The 16,483-nt window shown below is 68.2% G+C and carries 18 protein-coding genes; 5 read left to right on the forward strand and 13 right to left on the reverse strand.

Annotated features, from left to right (window positions below; genetic code table 11):
• Positions 1-58: 58 nt before the first annotated feature.
• The gene (locus JNB_RS02825; protein WP_009774887.1) at positions 59-481 is read right to left on the reverse strand and encodes an Lrp/AsnC family transcriptional regulator; all 423 of its coding nucleotides are present in this window, start codon (positions 479-481) and stop codon (positions 59-61) included.
• A gap of 39 nt (positions 482-520) precedes the next feature.
• Between JNB_RS02825 and JNB_RS02830 the strand changes: the two genes are divergently transcribed.
• Together JNB_RS02830 and JNB_RS02835 are read left to right on the forward strand one after the other, a co-directional pair.
• Positions 521-880, forward strand: coding sequence for a hypothetical protein (locus JNB_RS02830; protein WP_009774888.1), 360 nt, complete (start codon positions 521-523; stop codon positions 878-880).
• A 37-nt stretch (positions 881-917) separates the two neighbouring features.
• Complete coding sequence (locus tag JNB_RS02835; protein ID WP_009774889.1) at positions 918-1,919, forward strand: 5'-3' exonuclease; 1,002 nt, start codon at positions 918-920, stop codon at positions 1,917-1,919.
• Between the two features lie 80 nt (positions 1,920-1,999).
• On the opposite strand, the gene JNB_RS02840 is transcribed toward JNB_RS02835, so the two are convergent.
• Genes JNB_RS02840 through JNB_RS02865 form a run of 6 tightly spaced genes read right to left on the reverse strand, consistent with a single transcriptional unit; the run spans position 2,000 to position 8,920 of the window.
• On the reverse strand, positions 2,000-4,870 hold the full coding sequence (locus JNB_RS02840) for an RNA helicase (RefSeq protein ID WP_009774890.1): 2,871 nt from the start codon (positions 4,868-4,870) through the stop codon (positions 2,000-2,002).
• Positions 4,871-4,880: 10 nt separating this feature from the next.
• A complete protein-coding gene (locus tag JNB_RS02845) occupies positions 4,881-5,780 on the reverse strand; it encodes a diacylglycerol kinase family protein (RefSeq protein ID WP_009774891.1) in 900 nt (299 codons plus the stop codon).
• Positions 5,777-6,616 carry a twin-arginine translocase subunit TatC gene (gene tatC, locus JNB_RS02850; RefSeq protein ID WP_237700595.1) on the reverse strand — a complete coding sequence of 280 codons (840 nt, stop codon included), beginning with the start codon at positions 6,614-6,616 and terminating at the stop codon, positions 5,777-5,779. The genes JNB_RS02845 and tatC overlap by 4 nt, the downstream gene beginning before the upstream one ends.
• A gap of 12 nt (positions 6,617-6,628) precedes the next feature.
• Positions 6,629-6,925 (reverse strand): Sec-independent protein translocase subunit TatA, encoded by a 297-nt coding sequence (gene tatA, locus JNB_RS02855; RefSeq protein WP_009774893.1) that lies wholly within the window; start codon positions 6,923-6,925, stop codon positions 6,629-6,631.
• A 34-nt stretch (positions 6,926-6,959) separates the two neighbouring features.
• Positions 6,960-7,931 (reverse strand): YafY family protein, encoded by a 972-nt coding sequence (locus JNB_RS02860; RefSeq protein ID WP_009774894.1) that lies wholly within the window; start codon positions 7,929-7,931, stop codon positions 6,960-6,962.
• On the reverse strand, positions 7,931-8,920 hold the full coding sequence (locus JNB_RS02865; protein WP_009774895.1) for a YafY family protein: 990 nt from the start codon (positions 8,918-8,920) through the stop codon (positions 7,931-7,933). Before JNB_RS02865 ends, JNB_RS02860 begins: the two co-directional genes overlap by 1 nt.
• A 31-nt stretch (positions 8,921-8,951) precedes the next feature.
• Between JNB_RS02865 and JNB_RS02870 the strand changes: the two genes are divergently transcribed.
• Entirely contained in the window at positions 8,952-10,055 is a 1,104-nt protein-coding gene (locus tag JNB_RS02870; RefSeq protein ID WP_192807984.1) for a DUF3866 family protein, read from the forward strand.
• Here the strand turns inward: JNB_RS02870 and JNB_RS02875 are convergent.
• The 3 genes from JNB_RS02875 to pafA form a co-directional block, all read right to left on the reverse strand.
• Complete coding sequence (locus JNB_RS02875) at positions 10,042-10,428, reverse strand: FKBP-type peptidyl-prolyl cis-trans isomerase (RefSeq protein WP_009774897.1); 387 nt, start codon at positions 10,426-10,428, stop codon at positions 10,042-10,044. The genes JNB_RS02870 and JNB_RS02875 overlap by 14 nt on opposite strands.
• Positions 10,429-10,490: 62 nt before the next feature.
• Positions 10,491-11,435 (reverse strand): FKBP-type peptidyl-prolyl cis-trans isomerase, encoded by a 945-nt coding sequence (locus JNB_RS02880; RefSeq protein ID WP_009774898.1) that lies wholly within the window; start codon positions 11,433-11,435, stop codon positions 10,491-10,493.
• Between the two features lie 96 nt (positions 11,436-11,531).
• Positions 11,532-12,893, reverse strand: coding sequence for a Pup--protein ligase (gene pafA / locus JNB_RS02885; RefSeq protein ID WP_009774899.1), 1,362 nt, complete (start codon positions 12,891-12,893; stop codon positions 11,532-11,534).
• Positions 12,894-13,063: 170 nt separating this feature from the next.
• Here pafA and JNB_RS02890 point away from each other — a divergent pair, with 170 nt between their 5' ends.
• The gene (locus JNB_RS02890) at positions 13,064-13,699 is read left to right on the forward strand and encodes a peroxiredoxin (protein ID WP_009774900.1); all 636 of its coding nucleotides are present in this window, start codon (positions 13,064-13,066) and stop codon (positions 13,697-13,699) included.
• Between the two features lie 83 nt (positions 13,700-13,782).
• Positions 13,783-14,472, forward strand: a complete 690-nt coding sequence (locus JNB_RS02895) for a dienelactone hydrolase family protein (RefSeq protein WP_009774901.1) — start codon at positions 13,783-13,785, stop codon at positions 14,470-14,472.
• A gap of 156 nt (positions 14,473-14,628) precedes the next feature.
• On the opposite strand, the gene prcA is transcribed toward JNB_RS02895, so the two are convergent.
• Genes prcA through JNB_RS02910 form a run of 3 tightly spaced genes read right to left on the reverse strand, consistent with a single transcriptional unit; the run spans position 14,629 to position 16,465 of the window.
• Positions 14,629-15,438 carry a proteasome subunit alpha gene (gene prcA / locus JNB_RS02900; RefSeq protein ID WP_040883533.1) on the reverse strand — a complete coding sequence of 270 codons (810 nt, stop codon included), beginning with the start codon at positions 15,436-15,438 and terminating at the stop codon, positions 14,629-14,631.
• Positions 15,435-16,277: a proteasome subunit beta gene (prcB, locus tag JNB_RS02905; protein WP_009774903.1), complete on the reverse strand. Its 843-nt coding sequence runs from the start codon at positions 16,275-16,277 to the stop codon at positions 15,435-15,437. The genes prcA and prcB overlap by 4 nt, the downstream gene beginning before the upstream one ends.
• Positions 16,274-16,465, reverse strand: coding sequence for a ubiquitin-like protein Pup (locus JNB_RS02910; RefSeq protein WP_009774904.1), 192 nt, complete (start codon positions 16,463-16,465; stop codon positions 16,274-16,276). The genes prcB and JNB_RS02910 overlap by 4 nt, the downstream gene beginning before the upstream one ends.
• Positions 16,466-16,483 lie beyond the last annotated feature (18 nt).

Consider the following 16,483-nt stretch of genomic DNA (forward strand, 5'->3'; position numbering starts at 1 on the left):
GGGATCGTGCCGGAGATCGCGATGACGGCCGCCGGGTTTTCCACAGCGGAGCGGGGGCCTACTCCCAGGGAGTGGAGAGAACGACCGTGGTCTTGGTGGAGACGTTGGCCGCGGCGCGAATGCGCGCAAGCAGCTCTTCGAGCTCGAGGGGTGTGGCGACCCGGACCTTGAGGATGTAGTTCATGTCGCCCGCGACGGAGTGGCACTCCTCGATCGCGGGGATGTCGCGCAGGTGATCGGGGATGTCGTCCGGTGCCGCGGGGTCGAGCGGCGTGATCGAGATGAACGACGTGATGGCCACCCCGACGGCGGCGTGGTCGACCCGGGCGGTGTAGCCCTTGATGACGCCGCGCTTCTCGAGGCGGCGAACGCGCTGGTGCACAGCGGAGGTTGACATGCCGAGGGCGCGTCCGAGGTCGGTGTAGCTCATGCGCCCATCGGTCGAGAGCTGCTCCACGATCTTGCGGTCAAGGTCCTCCACGTCGCCAACAGTAGTCACAACAGGGCACGATGCTCTGTCATGACCACAACAGCCGAGACGCGTCGCCGCCCGCGCGGATCCCTCGTCGTCCTCATCGTCCTGGTGGCTCTGTGGGCAGCGTGGCTCCTCTGGTTCACGACGGCACCGGACACGAATCCTGGCGGGCAGTGCTCCGGGCTCGGTTTCGGGTGCACGCTCACCCCTCATGACCTCGCTGCTTTCGCGGGCGCCATCGTCGTGGCCCCACTGAGTGCCTTGGTCGTGGCCGTGACTCTCGTCGTGCGGGTTGTGCGGATCGGACGAGGTTCGCCGAGGACGACTTGGGACGTCCTCCTGGGCGCCCTGTTGCTCCTCGTGGGCGTGCTCTGGTTGATCGGCACCGTCGCCGGCTCGTTCTGAGGCAGAGTGTCACGGTGGCGCAACTAGGGTGACGGGCATGACTTCGGAACGGCTGCTGCTCCTGGACTCCGCCTCGCTCTACTTCCGTGCCTTCTTCGGAGTGCCGGACCAGCGATCCTCGTCCGACGAGCCGCCAACCAACGCGCTGCGTGGGTTCCTCGACATGATCGCGACGCTCACCACCGCTCACCAGCCGACGCATCTCGTCGCCTGTTGGGACAACGACTGGCGCCCCCAGTTCCGGGTCGACCTCATCCCGAGCTACAAGGCCCACCGGGTCGGTGAGCCGGTTGGCTCGGCCAAGAACTCCGTCAACGTCGCCGCAGGCGCCGTTCCCGACCAGGCGCACCCAGCCTCTGCCGACACGGCCATCGAAGAGTTGCCCGACGACCTGTCGCCCCAGGTTCCTTTGATCGCTGACGCGTTGGCGGCGCTCGGTATCGCTCGCTTGGGCGCCGACGGGTTCGAGGCCGACGACGTCATCGGCACCCTCGTCGAACGGCACCGCGGATCGATGGCCATCGACGTCGTCACCGGCGACCGCGACCTGCTGCAGCTCATCGACGACGCCAACTCGGTGCGCGTGCTGTACACCGGCAAAGGCGGTGTGCGAGAGCCGGATCAGGGCACTCAGGCGTACCTGCAGGAGAAGTACGCAGTGCCCAACGGCGACGCCTACCTGGACATGTCGATCCTGCGCGGGGACACCAGCGACGGCCTTCCGGGGGTCAAGGGCATCGGCGACAAGACAGCGGCCCAGCTCATCGCGGCATACGGATCGTTGGAAGGACTGCGCAAGGCGGTCGCTGACGGGGACCCGGCCATCAAGGGTGCCCGACGGGCCAACCTCGAGGCGGCTGCGGCATACCTCGATGTCGCACCGCGGGTGGTGCGCGTTGCACGCGACGCTCCGGTCGCCGACACCGACATCTCGCTGCCGACCAAGGTCGCGGACACGCGCCTGCTGAGCCTGCTGGCGTCGACCTACGGCATCACGAACCCCATCAACCGCGTCCTCGGGGCTCTCCAGATTCCCTGAGAACCGTCTTCGTGCCCCTGACGGACATGAGGAGTGCAGCGACGAGCGTCCGTCAGGGGCACGAAGACGAAAAGGGTGCCTCAGTCGAGGCGGTCCGCCGACACGACTCCGCGCCGGACGCCGTCGATCGCCTTGCGGGCCGTGCGTCGCAGCTCGGTGTCGGGTGCGGCATCAGCGATCTGGCCGAGCAGGTCGACGATCTGCTTGCACCGTCGCACGAAGTCACCGGCAGCCATCTCCTGGCCGCGCAGCACGGCGTCAAGCCGTTCGCCGCTCGCCCAGCGGTGGACCATCCAGGCCATCCCGCCGTCGGGGACGGCGGTGACCTCGAGACCATGATCGCCCTCGAGGTCGTCCAGCTCGCTCCACCGGCGCTGCATCTCGGTGATGGCGGCGGCGACGTCTTCGTTGGGCATGCGTGGTGACGGGTCGGCCTGTTCGTGGCGGGGCTCGTGGACGAGGGTGGAGACACACGCCGCCAGACCCGGTGCGTCGAGGCGCATCCACACGTCGTGGCGCAGGCACTCGGCGGCGAGCAGGTCGCGCTCGGTGTAGAGGCGTCGCAGCCGCTCCCCACGCTCCGTGACGACATCGTCCTCGAGATAGCCGAGCTGGGTCAGGACGACGCAGATGCGGTCGAACGTGCGCGCCACCGAGTTGGTGCGGCCCTCGACCTTGCGCTTCAGCCCCGAGGTCTCACGCTTGAGCCGGTGCCACCGTTCGGCCCACCGTGCGTGGTCCTCGCGCTCGGGGCACTGGTGGCAGGGGTGGGCCTTGAGTTCGGCGCGCAGGTAGGCAATGCGGTCGTTCTCCTGGGCAGCTTCCTGTGCCACCTCCTTGGCCCTCATCGGTGGCGGGTCGTGGGGCACGGCGATGCGCATCGAGGTCGCGAGGTCGCGGCGCGCCTTCGGCGACTTGGGGTTGAAGTGCTTGGGGACGACGATCGATGCAGCGGCCGACACGGGCACCGGGACGTCGACGAGAGTGAGCCGGCGGAACTGCCGATCCTCGGTCACGACACCCGGGCCACTGGGCGCGCCCTTTCCGGACCGGGCGGTCTGCACGACGACGGCCCAGCCGGAGCGGCGACCGGCAGGCACCTTGATGATGTCGCCCATCCTGAGGTTCTCGAGGCTGACCGCGGCCTCGGCCTTGCGACCGGCAGAGCGCTTGCGCACGCCATCCTTCTCGGCATCGGCGATGGCCCGCCTCAGCTCGGCGTACTCGCGGAAGTCGCCGAGGTGGCAGTGCATCGACTCGGCGTAGCCCTCGAGGGCCTCGTCGTTCCGGCGGACCTTGGTCGCGAGCCCGACGACTGCACGATCGGCCTGGAACTGGGCGAACGACGTCTCGAGGATGTCGCGGGCCACCTGACGCCCCACCTGGGCGACGAGGTTGACCGCCATGTTGTAGGTCGGCTTGAAGCTCGACCGCAACGGGTAGGTGCGGGTCGAGGCAAGACCACCCACGGCCAGCGGGTCGAGGCCCCGGCTCCACTGCACGACGGCGTGGCCCTCGATGTCGATGCCGCGTCGGCCGGCGCGACCCGTGAGCTGGGTGTACTCGGCCGGGGTGATGTCGGCGTGGGTCTCGCCGTTGAACTTCACGAGCTTCTCGAGCACGACCGTCCGGGCCGGCATGTTGATCCCGAGGGCCAGGGTCTCGGTGGCGAACACCGCACGGATGCGGCCACCGGTGAACAGCTCCTCGACGATCTCGCGGAACAACGGCAGCATGCCGGCGTGGTGGCAGGCGAAGCCGCGCGAGAGCCCCTCGACGAAGTCGTAGTAGCCCAGGATCCCGAGGTCCTCCTCGGCCAGGGACCCCATGCGTTCCTCGACGTGCCGCCGGATCTGCTCACCCTCGCGCTGCGGGATGAGTCGGGTGTCGGACGACAGCAGCTGACCGACGGCGCCCTCGCACCCCATGCGACTGAAGATGAAGGTGATCGCGGGCAGGAGCCCGTCGCGGTCGAGCTGGGCGATGACCTCGGCCCGCGTGGCTCCCCCACCGGGGCGAGCGCCCCGGGTGAAGCCACGATCTGCGCGCCCGGCCGACGCACCGGAAACGGCGACCGATCCACCTCGTCCGGGGCCGCGTCCGTGATCACGACTGACCCCGCGACCGCCGCCACGCCCTCCGTCGCGGCCCTGGTCGCGCGGGCGCTCGGGCCCACGGCCCTTGTCGCGCGTGCTCCCCCGCACCCAGCCGTCGGCGCGCTGCTGCTCGGCGCCCCGGATGGCCTGGATGAGGTCTGGGCTGACCCGAGCTGACGCCCCGTCGGCGTCCGGCTCGGACGTCCCCTCGACGAAGAGGTCGAACATCGAGTTGCCGACGAGCATGTGCTGCCACAGCGGAACGGGTCGGTGCTCGGAGACGACGACCGCATGGTTGCCACGCACCTCGGCGAGCCAGTCGCCGAACTCCTCGGCGTTGCTCACGGTGGCCGACAGCGAGATGACCTGCACCGACTCGGGCAGGTGGATGATGACCTCTTCCCAGACCGCACCGCGGAAGCGGTCGGCGAGGTAGTGCACCTCGTCCATGACGACGAAGCCGAGTCCCTGCAAGGTGGACGACCCGGCATACACCATGTTGCGCAGCACCTCGGTGGTCATGACGACCACGGGAGCCTCGCCGTTGACCGACGAGTCACCGGTGAGCAGACCGACCTTGTCGACGCCGTGGACCGCGACGAGGTCGTGGTACTTCTGGTTCGACAGCGCCTTGATGGGCGTCGTGTAGAACGCCTTGCGTCCCGTGGCCAGCGCCATGTGCACGGCGAACTCGCCGACGATGGTCTTGCCCGCACCCGTGGGTGCCGCGACGAGCACTCCCTGACCGCGTTCGACCGCCTCGCACCCCTGCACCTGGAAGTCGTCCAGCGGGAAGTTCAGTGAGGCCACGAACGCGGTCAGGTGTGACGTGGACTCAGTCGTTGGCCCGCTCATAGCCGTCAGGCTACGTCAGGACGGTGACCGCTCCCGGGACGACCTCGCACTCGAGCGGCAGCGGTTCGAACCGCTCCCCGTCGGCGTACGACACGATGCCCTTGGCTTCCAGCCGGACGTGCTTGCCACGAATGATCTCGACCGCGGGGTGGCTCACGTGCTGGCCCTTGAAGACCTTGGGGAAAACGCGCAACAACGTGGGGATCGAGACCTCGTGGAGGATGAGGACGTCGAGGAGGCCGTCGTCGAACTGGGCGTTCGGGACGATTTTCATACCGCCTCCGTATGCCGGTCCGTTGGCGACCGCGACCAGCATCGCCTTGGTCTCGTGGCGGACTCCGTCCACCTCGACGACGTAGGGAATGGGCTTGAAGACGCCGAGCTCGCGCGCGATGGCGAGGTTGTAGCGCATCTGACCCTTGGGCCACTGCCAGCCGTTGGCGCGCTCGTTGACGACGGCGTCGAAACCGGCGGCCAGGACACCGGCGAACCAGCGCTCCTCACCGTGCGGCGTCACGTGGCGGACGGCATCGATCCGGCGGGTGGCTCCGTGGGTGATGCGCTCGACTGCCTTGGCCGCGTCGCGCACGGGGAGTCCGAGCTCACGGGCGTTGTCGTTGCCCGTGCCGGCGGCGATGATGCCGAGAGGCATGTCGGTCCCGGCGACGAGGTTCACACCGAGGTGCACCATGCCATCGCCACCGGCGACGACGATGCAGTCGATGCTGCGGTCGGCGATGGCGGCCCGGCCGCGCTCCACCGCATGGGCGCCGTCCATCGCGGACAGGTCGACGATCTCGTGTCCCGTGGCGGCCAGGAGCGAGGCAGCCTCGCGACCGATGCGGGCGCCGGTGTTCTTGCCAGCCGTCGGGTTGATGACCAACCCGATGCGCTGACGGTGCTCACTCACAGCGCGGAGGCCTCGTCGTCGGACGTCTCGAGCCAGTCTGGTCGGTCCTTGGCACGACGCCGATCGATGAGTCGGGCGACTCCGTAGGCCATGAAGTACAGGAGCATCAGCGGGGCCGCGAGCAGGAACATCGTCATCGGGTCCGCAGTCGGCGTGGCCACCGCGGCAAAGACGAAGATCAGCACGACCGCCACGCGCCATCCGCGGATCATCTTGTCGGCGGAGAGGATCCCCACGGCGTTGAAGGCCACGAGGAAGACCGGGAAGAGGAACCCGCCACCGAAGACGAGGATGAATCGGGTGACGAACGAGAAGTACGCCGACACCTGCTGGATGTTTGAGGTCCCCTCGGGCGAGAAGCCGTAGAGCAGCTGGAGCGACTGCGGCAGCACGATGTAGCCCAGCCAGCACCCACCCAGGAAGAGCGGCACGGTCGCGGCGATGAACGCCAGCGAGATCCGCTTCTCCTTCTTCGTGAGTCCCGGGACGATGAACGCCCAGACTTGGTACAGCCACACCGGGCTCGATGCGATGACGCCGACGAAGACCGACAACGTGATCAAGTTCGAGAACGCGGACGTCGCCTCACCGAAGTTGAGGCTGATGTCGCTCTGCGGGTTGGCGACCTTGTAGTCGTTGAAGGGCGCCGAGAGGAAGTTGAAGATCCGTTCGTAGTTCAGTCCGGCCGCAACGGCAGCAACGACCACCGTGCCGGCAGCAATGAGCACCCGTCGCCGAAACTCGCGCAGGTGGTCGCCGAGCGACATCCTGCCTTCGGGGTCGCGCTCACGCCGCTTGGGCAGGTGAGGCCGACCGGGTCTCGCAACTCGGGGCATCGAAGAGATGGGTCAGACAGTGGTGCCGGAGGTCGGACCGGACTGGTTGTCCGTCCGGGGGGCCGTCTCGTCGATGGGCGATGCGGGCCGCGGGGCAGGACCATCGGTCTCGCGACGAAGGGTCTCGCCCGGGACGGTCTCGGACGGCTTCTTGTCCTTGCCGTCGTTCTTCATCTCCTCGACCTCGGACTTGAACACCCGAGCCGAGCGGCCGAGGCTGCGTGCCGCGTCGGGCAGGCGCTTCCATCCGAAGATGACGATGAGAAGCACGGCGATGACGATGATCTCGGGGGCGCCAATGTTGCGCATGAGGGTGTGCCTTCTTCCAGTGTGAGGTCGTTGGTCAGTCTACGTCTTGGGTCTGTGGATCGAGCGCTGCGTGCGCTCTCGCGGCTATGCGTTCGCTGAGATCTTCCGGTGCAACGACCACCGCGTGGCCGCCCATCCGCAGAACGAGACGCTCGATCCAAGCCGTGTCGGCCGTGCGCAGCGTGATGGTGCGCGACCCGTCCTTGGCATCCCAGGAGGATTCCACCGGGTAGTAGTCGCTCACCCAGAGGGCGCCGGGCAGCAGTCGAACCGTCACCAGGAGGTCGTCCTCGGCAGGGCTGAAGATGCTCTCACCGAGCTCGCGCGGCGCCAGGCCCTCGGGCGGTGTCCCGTCCTGGTCGAGGACGGTGAGGTTCTCGACGCGGTCGAGCCGGAAGACGCGAATCCCCTCGGCGCGGTGGCAGTAGCCCTCGAGGTACCAGTGCCCGTCAGCGGCGATCACCCGCATGGGGTCGACGTCGCGCTCGGTCGACTCGTCGCGCCCGGGCACGTGATAGGTCAGGTGGAGGCGGCGCTGGTTCCTGACGCCCTCGCGGGCACCAGCCAGCGTGGCGTCATCGACGCGCTCTCCCGCAAGATCCACGGAGACCCGCGCAGCGGCCTCGGCAGCGGTCCCCGATGCGGTCTCGAGCTTGGCCAGGGCCCGCTCGATGGCATCGCGCTCGGTGAGGCCCGGGACGTCAAGGAGGGTGCGCAACCCGACGATGAGCGTCACGGCCTCGTCCACGCCGAGCCGGAGGGGCCGCGAGATCGTGTCGGCATTGCCCACGAAGACCCGACCCTCCTCCCAGTCGGCCTCGATGAGCTCGTCGGGCATCTGCCCGTAGCCACACAGGAAGAGCAGGTTGAGGTCGGACTCGAGCTGCTCGACGCTCACGTCGAGGCCGCGCGCAGCCTCCTCGAGCTCGATGCCCTGGCGGTTGACGAGCCACGGCACCATCGTCAGGAGCCGGGCGAGCCGGTTGGTTGCGGTCTCGGTGGCCATCAGACGCCTGCCTCGTGTGCGGCGAGGGTGGCCCGCAGCTGGGTCTGGACGCGGTCGAGGAGGTCGGCGGGTTCGAGCACCCGCACGTTGTCGGCGTGCCCGGCGATCTCGGCCGCAAAGCCGTCGACGTCGTGGAACTCGATGCTCAGCTCGGACCAGCCACTGTCGACCTCGGTCGTCGACGTGGCCCGGCGGCGCAGGCTGTGGGCGGCACCGGGGCGGACGAGCAGGGTGGCAGGACGGGCCTCGCCACGCGGAGCCGAGCGCTCGACCATGATGCGGGCCTCGTGATCGGCCGGGACGTCGAAGGACCCCGCCTTGCCTGCTTTGCGCACCGAACCGTCGACACGCGACAGCCGGAACACTCGGGTGTCCTCGCGGTCGAGGTCGTAGGCCGCGAGGTACCAGCGGCCGTGCCACTGCACGAGCGACCACGGCTGCACCTTGCGCAGCTGGGCCTCGCCGAGCTCGGGACGTCGGTACGTGAACGTGATGGGCGTGCGACTGAGCACGGCGTCCTTGACGGCCTCGAAGGCCGGCTCGGTGGTCCGCAGGCGTGGCTCGATGCCGATGAGGGCTCCCTCATCGCGTTCGACGCCAGCTGCGCGCAGCTTGCGCAGCGCCTGTGCCGCGGGACCGGCCATCGACGCCTGCGCCCAGCTGCGACTGGCCAGACCGAGGACGGCCAGCTCGTCGGGCTCGAACTCGAGGTCGGGCAGCGCGTAGTCGCGCTGGTGGATCCGGTAGCCCGGCTCGTCCTCGTGGAAGAGGTCGATCTCCTCGGTCGCCAGCGGCACACCGAGTGCGCGCAGCTCGTCCTTGTCGCGTTCGAACATCCGGTCAAAGGACTCGGTCGACGCGGTCTCGCCGTACTGCGGGACGAGGGCACGGATCTGCGCCTTCGACAACGGTCGGCGCGTGTAGAGAAGCACGAGCACGAGGTTGAGGAGGCGCTCCGTCTTGGCCGCCGGGCCCGTCGCTGCGCTCATGTCTGCGACGCTACTCGATAGCCTGCACCTCGTGATGCAGTGGCGCGAGGGCGTAGTCGTCGAAGAGATCCGTGAATGGCCGGGATCGGTTGAGTATGCCGTGAGGCTGGCTTCCGCTGATGACACCGGTTCCGAGGTGCGTTGCCTCGCCTACACGGCGATGGTCGGGCGCCCCGAGCCGGGCGACCGGGTGATCCTCAACGCCTCGGCCCTCCTCAAGGGTTTGGGCACCGGTGGGCTGGCGTTCATCGTGGCCATCCCGGATCGCCTTCCCGAGGATGCGCCCGACTCCCCCGGGCACATCGTCAAGGCGCGCTACACCCCACAGCAGCAGATGTTCCTCGCGGTCGACGAGCAGGACAGCATCCACCATGACGTCCTCATCGACGCGACGTCCCTTGACGCGATGCCTGTCGTCGTCGCGGACCTTCACTCAGCCCTGCCCGCGATCATCGCCGGTGTGCGGCTGGCGCGACCGGATGCCCGGGTCGCCTATGTCATGACCGACGGCGGCGCGCTGCCGATCGCCTTCTCCCGTGCGGTCGCCGGGCTGAAGGAGGCCGGGTGGCTCGCGGCGACCCTGACCGTGGGCCAGGCGTTCGGCGGTGACTATGAAGCGGTCTCCTTGCACAGCGGCCTGCTGGCTGCGCGCCACGTCGTGGACGCCGACGTCACCATCGTCATCCAGGGCCCGGGCAACGTCGGCACGGGAACCCCTTGGGGCTACTCCGGTGTGGCCGCGGCGGAAGCTCTCCACGCCACCCACGTTCTCGATGGCACGAGCATCGCGGCGCTGCGCGTCTCGGGAGGCGACCCCCGCCCACGGCACCGCGGGATCTCGCACCACAGCACCACGGCATACGGAAAGGCTCTGCTCTCGCCTGCGATCGTTCCAGTCCTCGCGGGCGGTGGCGAACTCGCCGCCCTCATCCGTCGGCAGGCCACGGAACTGGCCGCACACAGCCGTGCCGACCTCGACGTCGTCGAGATCGGCACGGAGGGTGTGCTGGAAGCGCTGCGTCAGACCCCGGTCAAGCTCTCGACGATGGGGCGCGGCCTCGAGGAGGACCTCGCCGCGTTCATCGTCAGCGCTGTCGCGGGTGTCTGCGCGGCTCAGCGGATCAGCGAACGCTGACGAGGTCCACGACGAAGATCAGGCTCTCGCCCGGCTTGATGACGGCGCCGGCGCCGCGTTCACCGTAGGCGAGGTCGCTCGGGATGAGCAGGCGACGTCGGCCGCCCTCCTTCATCCCGACGATGCCGTCGTCCCAGCCGCGGATGACCTGGCCGACGCCGAGACGGAAGTCCAGGGGTGCACCGCGACCCCACGAGGCGTCGAACTCCTCGCCGGTCGAGTGGGCGACACCGACATAGTGCGCCGAGATGGTCGAGCCGACCGTGGCCTCGGCGCCATCACCGACGGTGATGTCCTCGATGACGAGCTCGGTGGGTGCTGCATCGCCCGGGAAGTCGATCTCAGGCTTGGTGGTTGCGGGGTCAAAACCCATGGAAGGTCCTTCCGGAGGTGTGGTCAGGGTGGGTCGTGCTGGGTGGTGCCTGGTCGTGCAGGTCAGACGGCGCCGAGGATGTCCACGACGAAGACCATGGTGTCAGTGCCCTTGATCTCGCCCTGGCCCTCCTTGCCGTAGCCATCGGCCGGCGGGACGACGAGCAGGACGCGGCTACCGACGGTCTGGCCGACGATCGCCTTGTCCCAACCGGGAACGACCGCGCCGACACCGATGGGCGTCGGGTAGCCGGGCGAGGAGTCGAAGACCTTGCCGTCACGCCAGAGGGCGCCGGTGTAGGCAACCCGCAGGGTCTGGCCGCTCGTGACCTTGTCGCCCTTACCGGTGATGAGCGGCTGGTTGACGAGAGTCGTCGGGGCCGTGGCCTTGGGGATCGTGATGACGGCGGGCTTGCCGAGGGTCGTCTTGGCGGTGGGCAGGCCGGCCTTGGGGGCGACGGCCGTGCCTTCGGCCTCCTTGAGCGGGGAGACGACCTTGACGACGTCGACGACGAAGAGGATCGGGTCCTCGGCCTTGAGCCCGAGATCGGTCTTGCCCTCGGGGCCGTAGACGGCGGAGGTGGGGGCACCGATGAGGATGCGGGCGCCGGGCTTGGCGCCGGGGAGCTGGCTCGTGAAGATCGGCAGCATGTTCTTGTCGGTGAGGTCGATACCGAGCGTCTGCTCTTCCTTCCACGTGGTCGTGGCGACCTTGCCGTCGGTGCCGTTGATGATCTGCGCCTTGATCGAGAGCAGGTCGGTCTTGCCAGCGGCCTGGCCCTTGCCCTCCGTGATGACGCGCTTGCTCTCACCGGTCAGCTTGAGCGGCTTGGTCCCGAGAGTGACGGTCGGCTCCTTGGCCGGGTCCGTTCCCTCGACCTTGACCGAGGCGAGCGGGCCGGTGTCAGCCTTCGCGTCGCCGGAGCCGGAGGAGTCGCCGCAGCCGGCGAGGGCCACGACACCGACGGCGAGAGCCGCGGCGAGAGGTGCAAAGCGGGGGCGGAACACAGGTGATACCTCAGATTTCAGCGGTGGCTGGGAAGGGGCCACCATAACCAGTGGACCTGTCCCTTTCCTGAATCCCGACCTCGGAGCGACCGGCGATCACATGCCGGCGATGAGCCGTTCGACGCGGGGGTCCTCGTTGCGGAACGGGTCCTTGCACAGAACGGTGCGCTGGGCCTGGTCGTTGAGCTTGAGGTGCACCCAGTCGACGGTGAAGTCCCGCCGGTGCTCCTGCGCAGCCCTGATGAAGTCACCGCGCAGCTTGGCCCGGGTCGTGGGCGGTGGCTTGACCTTGGCCTCGAAGATCTCGGGGTCGGTCACTGCCCGCGCCGCCCGCCCTCGGGCCTGGAGCAGGTAGAAGAGCCCGCGCCGGCGGTTGATGTCGTGGTAGGCGAGGTCGATCTGGGCCAGTCGCGGGTGATCGAGGTCGAGGCTGTGCTTGGTGGCGTAGTCACTGAGCAGCTTGTGCTTGATGATCCAGTCGATCTCGGTGTCGACGAGCGAGTGGTTGTCGGTCTCGATCGCCTCGAGCGTGCGCTCCCAGAGGTCGAGCACCGTCTTGTGGTCCGGATCGCTCGTGCCTTCTCGCTCGACGTATGCCGTTGCCGCGGTGAGGTATTCGCGCTGCAGATCGAGGGCGCTGAGTTCGCGACCGTTGGCCAGGCGCACGAGGCGTCGACCCGTCGTGTCGTGGCTGATCTCGCGGATGGCGCGGATGGGGTTCTCGAGGGTGAGGTCGCGCATGACGACACCGTCCTCGATCATCCGCAGGACGAGGTCGCACGATCCGACCTTGAGCAGGGTCGTCGTCTCGCTCATGTTGGAGTCACCGACGATGACGTGCAGACGCCGATAGTGCTCGGCATCGGCGTGCGGTTCGTCGCGGGTGTTGATGATCGGGCGGGAACGGGTGGTTGCCGACGACACGCCCTCCCAGATGTGGTCCGCCCGCTGACTCACGGCATACTCCACGCCTTTGGAGGTCCGCACGAGCTTGCCCGCGCCGCAGATGATCTGACGACTGATGAGGAAGGGCAGCAGGGCGTCGGAGAAGACCTGGAAGTCGCCGGCGCGGCCGACGAGGAAGTTCTCGTGACAGCCGTAGGAGTTGCCAGCAGAGTCGGTGTTGTTCTTGAAGACGTAGATGTCGCCGCGGACGCCGTCCTCGCGCAGACGCGCCTCGGCGTCGGCGACGAGTCCTTCGACGACCCGCTCCCCCGCCTTGTCATGCGCGACGAGCTGGCGCAGCGAGTCACATTCGGCGGTCGCGTACTCGGGGTGGCTGCCGACGTCGAGGTAGAGACGCGAACCGTTGGCGAGGAAGACGTTGCTGGAACGCCCCCAGGCGACGACCTTGCGGAAGAGGTAGCGGGCGACCTCGTCGGGCGTGAGCGTGCGTTGCCCCTCGGACGAGGCGGTGATGCCGTACTCGTTCTCGATCCCGAAGATCCGTCGGTCCATGCCGTCACCCTAGCCTCGTGGCCCTGCGCGCCGACCCTGCGACAGGCAACCGACTCCCCCATGACGTGAACTGTGGCGTCCAGCATCCGGAACGTCGATACCAGCATCCGGTACTTAACGGCATGTTTGGTGTCTGACAACTTCGTGTTACCGATGAGAGGACCGTTCCCATGGCCACGCTGCGTCTCGGCGACAACGCCCCCGACTTCACCGCTGAGACCACCGAGGGTGAGATCAGCTTCCACGAGTGGAAGGGCGACGGCTGGGCCGTCCTCTTCAGCCACCCGGCGGACTTCACACCCGTCTGCACGACCGAGCTCGGCCGGGTCGCCGCGCTCAAGGACGAATGGGCCAAGCGCGACGCCAAGGTTCTCGCGGTCTCGGTCGACGCGATCGAGGACCACAACGCGTGGAAGAAGGACATCGAGGAGGTCGGCGGTTCCGCCGTGACCTACCCGATCGTCGCCGACAAGGACCGCAAGGTCGCCGAGCTCTACGACATGATCCACCCCGGCGAGGGCGACACCTCGAGCGTGCGCTCGGTGTTCCTCATCGACCCCAAGGGCAAGGTGCGCCTCTCCCTCGTCTACCCCAAGAGCGCCGGCCGCAACTTCGACGAGGTCCTGCGCGCCCTAGACGCCCTGCAGGTCAACGACTCCGGACCCTTCTCCACCCCCGCGGACTGGAAGCCGGGCGAGCGCGTCATCGTTGCGCCGACCGTCTCCACCGAGGACGCGCGCTCGACGTTCGGCGAGGTCGAGGAGATCAAGCCCTACCTGCGCTACACCGCGGCACCCACAGCCTGAGGCCTCAACTTATTGCGCAATCCGTCGGATGCGAGCTCTGCGAGCCGCGACGGATTGCGCAATAAGTCGAGCAGGATGTCTGCATGGCTGACAACATCGCACTCGACCTTCCCGCAGACCTGCTGATCCCCGCGTCCGGCTCCGGACCGGGGATCGTGCTGTTCCAGGAGATCTTCGGGGTCACCGACTACATCCGATCGCGCGCGCAGGACCTGGCCGATCTCGGCTACGTCGTCCTCGTCCCCCACTTCTACGGGCGGCTCGGCGACCCCGTGGTTGAGGAGGGTGGCGACGGACTTCCCCAAGCGATGGGCCTGCTCGAGGAGCTCGACTGGGACCGTGCCGTGACCGACGGTGTGGCCGCCCTGAACGCGCTGCGCGACCACCCCGCCATCTCTGGCGGCGTCGGCCTCCTCGGCTTCTGCTTCGGTGGCGGCCTGGCCTACAACGTTGCGGCAGTGGCGGATTCGAAGCCCGATGCCTTGGTCAGCTACTACGGCTCAGCCCTGCCGAACCTGCTCGGTCTCGCGTCCCGGGTCACGACACCGAGCCTGCACCACTTCGGGGACAGCGATGACTACATTCCGCTGGACATGGTCCGCGAGATCGAGCAAGCCGTGACCGATGGCCACGACGAGGTCACGTTCGTGGTGCACCCCGGCGCCGGACACGCCTTCGACAACCCGTCACCGATGTTTCACCACGAAGGTGCCTCACTGGAGGCCTGGGCCAAGACCGTCGCCTGGCTCGCCGCCGAGCTCCCCACTGCCTGACCGACCCTTCGACTCCTTGCGCATGACTGTGCGCGCTCAGTCGCCCTCCGGGCTGCGCGCGCACAGTCATGCGGTTCGGTGACACTTGTCGTGCCAGCGCGCTACGCCCTGCGGTCGAACGCACGCACAGCCATGCGCAGTCGGAGTCGAAGGGCCTCAGTCGGAGTCGGGCGTCCCCTCGTCGCCGTGGCGCTGCGTCTGCGGGTTGCTGGCAGCCTGTCGCGGGCTGTCGTGGTCGACGGGCGGCACGTCGTCCGTCGGGTCGTCTTCGGACAACAGCTGGCCCAAGAGGTCCCCGTTGATCCGGCGGAACGTGCGTCGCGATCTGGTGCGATCGAGAACCGCCACTTCGAGTGCGTCCGAACCCAATTCACGATCGGGACCCCCCGCGGGATCATGGGCGAGACCGGCCACGGCGAGCTGCAACGCCTGGGCCAGCGTGAGCCCGGGCCTCCACTGCTCGGTGAGACGCTCCTCGATCTGGTCGGAGGCGCCACCCATCGCGACGAGACCACGCTCGTCGGCGACCGAGCCGTCGTAGGTGAGCCGATAGATCTGGTCGCCATCGACGTCCTGACCCACCTCGGCCACGACGATCTCGACCTCGTAGGGCTTGGACTCCTGGGTGAAGACGGTGCCGAGTGTCTGCGCGTAGGCGTTGGCCAGACCGCGCGCAGTCACGTCGCTGCGGTCGTACGAGTAGCCACGCAGGTCGGCATACCGGACACCCGCAACGCGCAGGTTCTCGAACTCGTTGTACTTGCCGACCGCCGCGAAGGCGATGCGGTCATAGATCTCACCGATCTTGTGCAGGCTGCGCGACGGGTTCTCGGCGACGAAGGCGATGCCGTGGTCGTAGCCGAGGACGACGACCGAACGACCGCGGGCGATGCCCTTGCGCGCGAAGTCGGCTCGGTCCTTCATGAGCTGCTCGGGCGAGACGTAGAACGGCATACCCGCGGTCATGAGGCACCTCCCCCACGTCGTCCGCCGGGATTGCCCCGACGATCGGCCACGATGGCGTCGACGACGGGCGCCACACCGTCGTCGGGCACGAAGCGCGCCCCGTCGGAGTCCACGAGAGCCACGGTCGGCCAGATGCGGCGGCCCACGTCCGGGCCACCCGTTGCCGAGTCGTCGTCGGCGGCGTCCCACAGAGCCTCGACAGCGATGCGGACGGCCTCGTCGCTCGACATGCCGGGACGGTAGAGCTTCTTGAGCGCGCCGCGGGCGAAGAGCGAGCCCGATCCGACGCTGTGGTGGTCGTGCTCCTCGTAGCACCCGCCAGTGACGTCGTAGGAGAAGATGCGGCCGCACTGGCCGTGGTGGTCGAAGCCGGCGAAGACGGGCACGACGCTGAGGCCCTGCATGGCCATCCCGAGGTTGCCGCGGATCATCGAGGCGAGCCGGTTGGCCTTGCCCTCGAGAGACATGAGCGTGCCCTCGATCTTCTCGTAGTGCTCGAGCTCGACCTGGAAGAGTCGGACGAGCTCGATGGCCAGACCAGCCGTGCCGGCGATGCCCACGACGGAGAACTCGTCGGTCGCGAAGACCTTCTCCATGTCGCGGTTGGCGATGATGTTGCCCATCGTGGCGCGGCGATCACCTGCCATGAGGACACCGCCCTCATAGGACAGGGTGACGATCGTCGTGCCATGAGGTGCGTCGATCGTTGCTCCCGGCGGCAGACCGCGCCGCGACGGGATGAGGCTCGGCTCGTGCTCCGCGATGAACTCGGTGAACGACGCAGAACCCGTGCGCAGGTATGCCGCCGGGAGACGGCCGCTGTCCGACACGGGGCTCACTGGCCGCCCTTCTGGACGAACCCGCGGACGAACTCCTCGGCGTTGGTCTCGAGGACTCCGTCGATCTCGTCGAGGATGTCGTCGATCTCGGTGTCGGAGACCTGGGCGGCGGGTGCTGCCGCGGGCTCGGGCGCGTCGTCCGGACCGTCGTCCCGTCGACCTGGCTTGATCTGCTCCTGGCCGGCCATGGGCTCCTCCTCGTGTCG

Source organism: Janibacter sp. HTCC2649 (genome assembly GCF_000152705.1).
Classification (GTDB): domain Bacteria; phylum Actinomycetota; class Actinomycetes; order Actinomycetales; family Dermatophilaceae; genus Knoellia.

Bases quoted from the DNA above. Each gene is read 5' to 3' on its own strand.
- JNB_RS02830 (WP_009774888.1), top strand. From the start codon at position 521: ATGACCACAACAGCCGAGACGCGTCGCCGCCCGCGCGGATCCCTCGTC.
- JNB_RS02835 (WP_009774889.1), top strand. From the start codon at position 918: ATGACTTCGGAACGGCTGCTGCTCCTGGACTCCGCCTCGCTCTACTTC.
- JNB_RS02840 (WP_009774890.1), bottom strand. From the start codon at position 4,870: ATGAGCGGGCCAACGACTGAGTCCACGTCACACCTGACCGCGTTCGTG.
- tatC (WP_237700595.1), bottom strand. From the start codon at position 6,616: ATGCCCCGAGTTGCGAGACCCGGTCGGCCTCACCTGCCCAAGCGGCGT.
- tatA (WP_009774893.1), bottom strand. From the start codon at position 6,925: ATGCGCAACATTGGCGCCCCCGAGATCATCGTCATCGCCGTGCTTCTC.
- JNB_RS02860 (WP_009774894.1), bottom strand. From the start codon at position 7,931: ATGGCCACCGAGACCGCAACCAACCGGCTCGCCCGGCTCCTGACGATG.
- JNB_RS02865 (WP_009774895.1), bottom strand. From the start codon at position 8,920: ATGAGCGCAGCGACGGGCCCGGCGGCCAAGACGGAGCGCCTCCTCAAC.
- JNB_RS02875 (WP_009774897.1), bottom strand. From the start codon at position 10,428: ATGGGTTTTGACCCCGCAACCACCAAGCCTGAGATCGACTTCCCGGGC.
- pafA (WP_009774899.1), bottom strand. From the start codon at position 12,893: ATGGACCGACGGATCTTCGGGATCGAGAACGAGTACGGCATCACCGCC.
- JNB_RS02890 (WP_009774900.1), top strand. From the start codon at position 13,064: ATGGCCACGCTGCGTCTCGGCGACAACGCCCCCGACTTCACCGCTGAG.
- JNB_RS02895 (WP_009774901.1), top strand. From the start codon at position 13,783: ATGGCTGACAACATCGCACTCGACCTTCCCGCAGACCTGCTGATCCCC.
- prcA (WP_040883533.1), bottom strand. From the start codon at position 15,438: ATGACCGCGGGTATGCCGTTCTACGTCTCGCCCGAGCAGCTCATGAAG.
- JNB_RS02910 (WP_009774904.1), bottom strand. From the start codon at position 16,465: ATGGCCGGCCAGGAGCAGATCAAGCCAGGTCGACGGGACGACGGTCCG.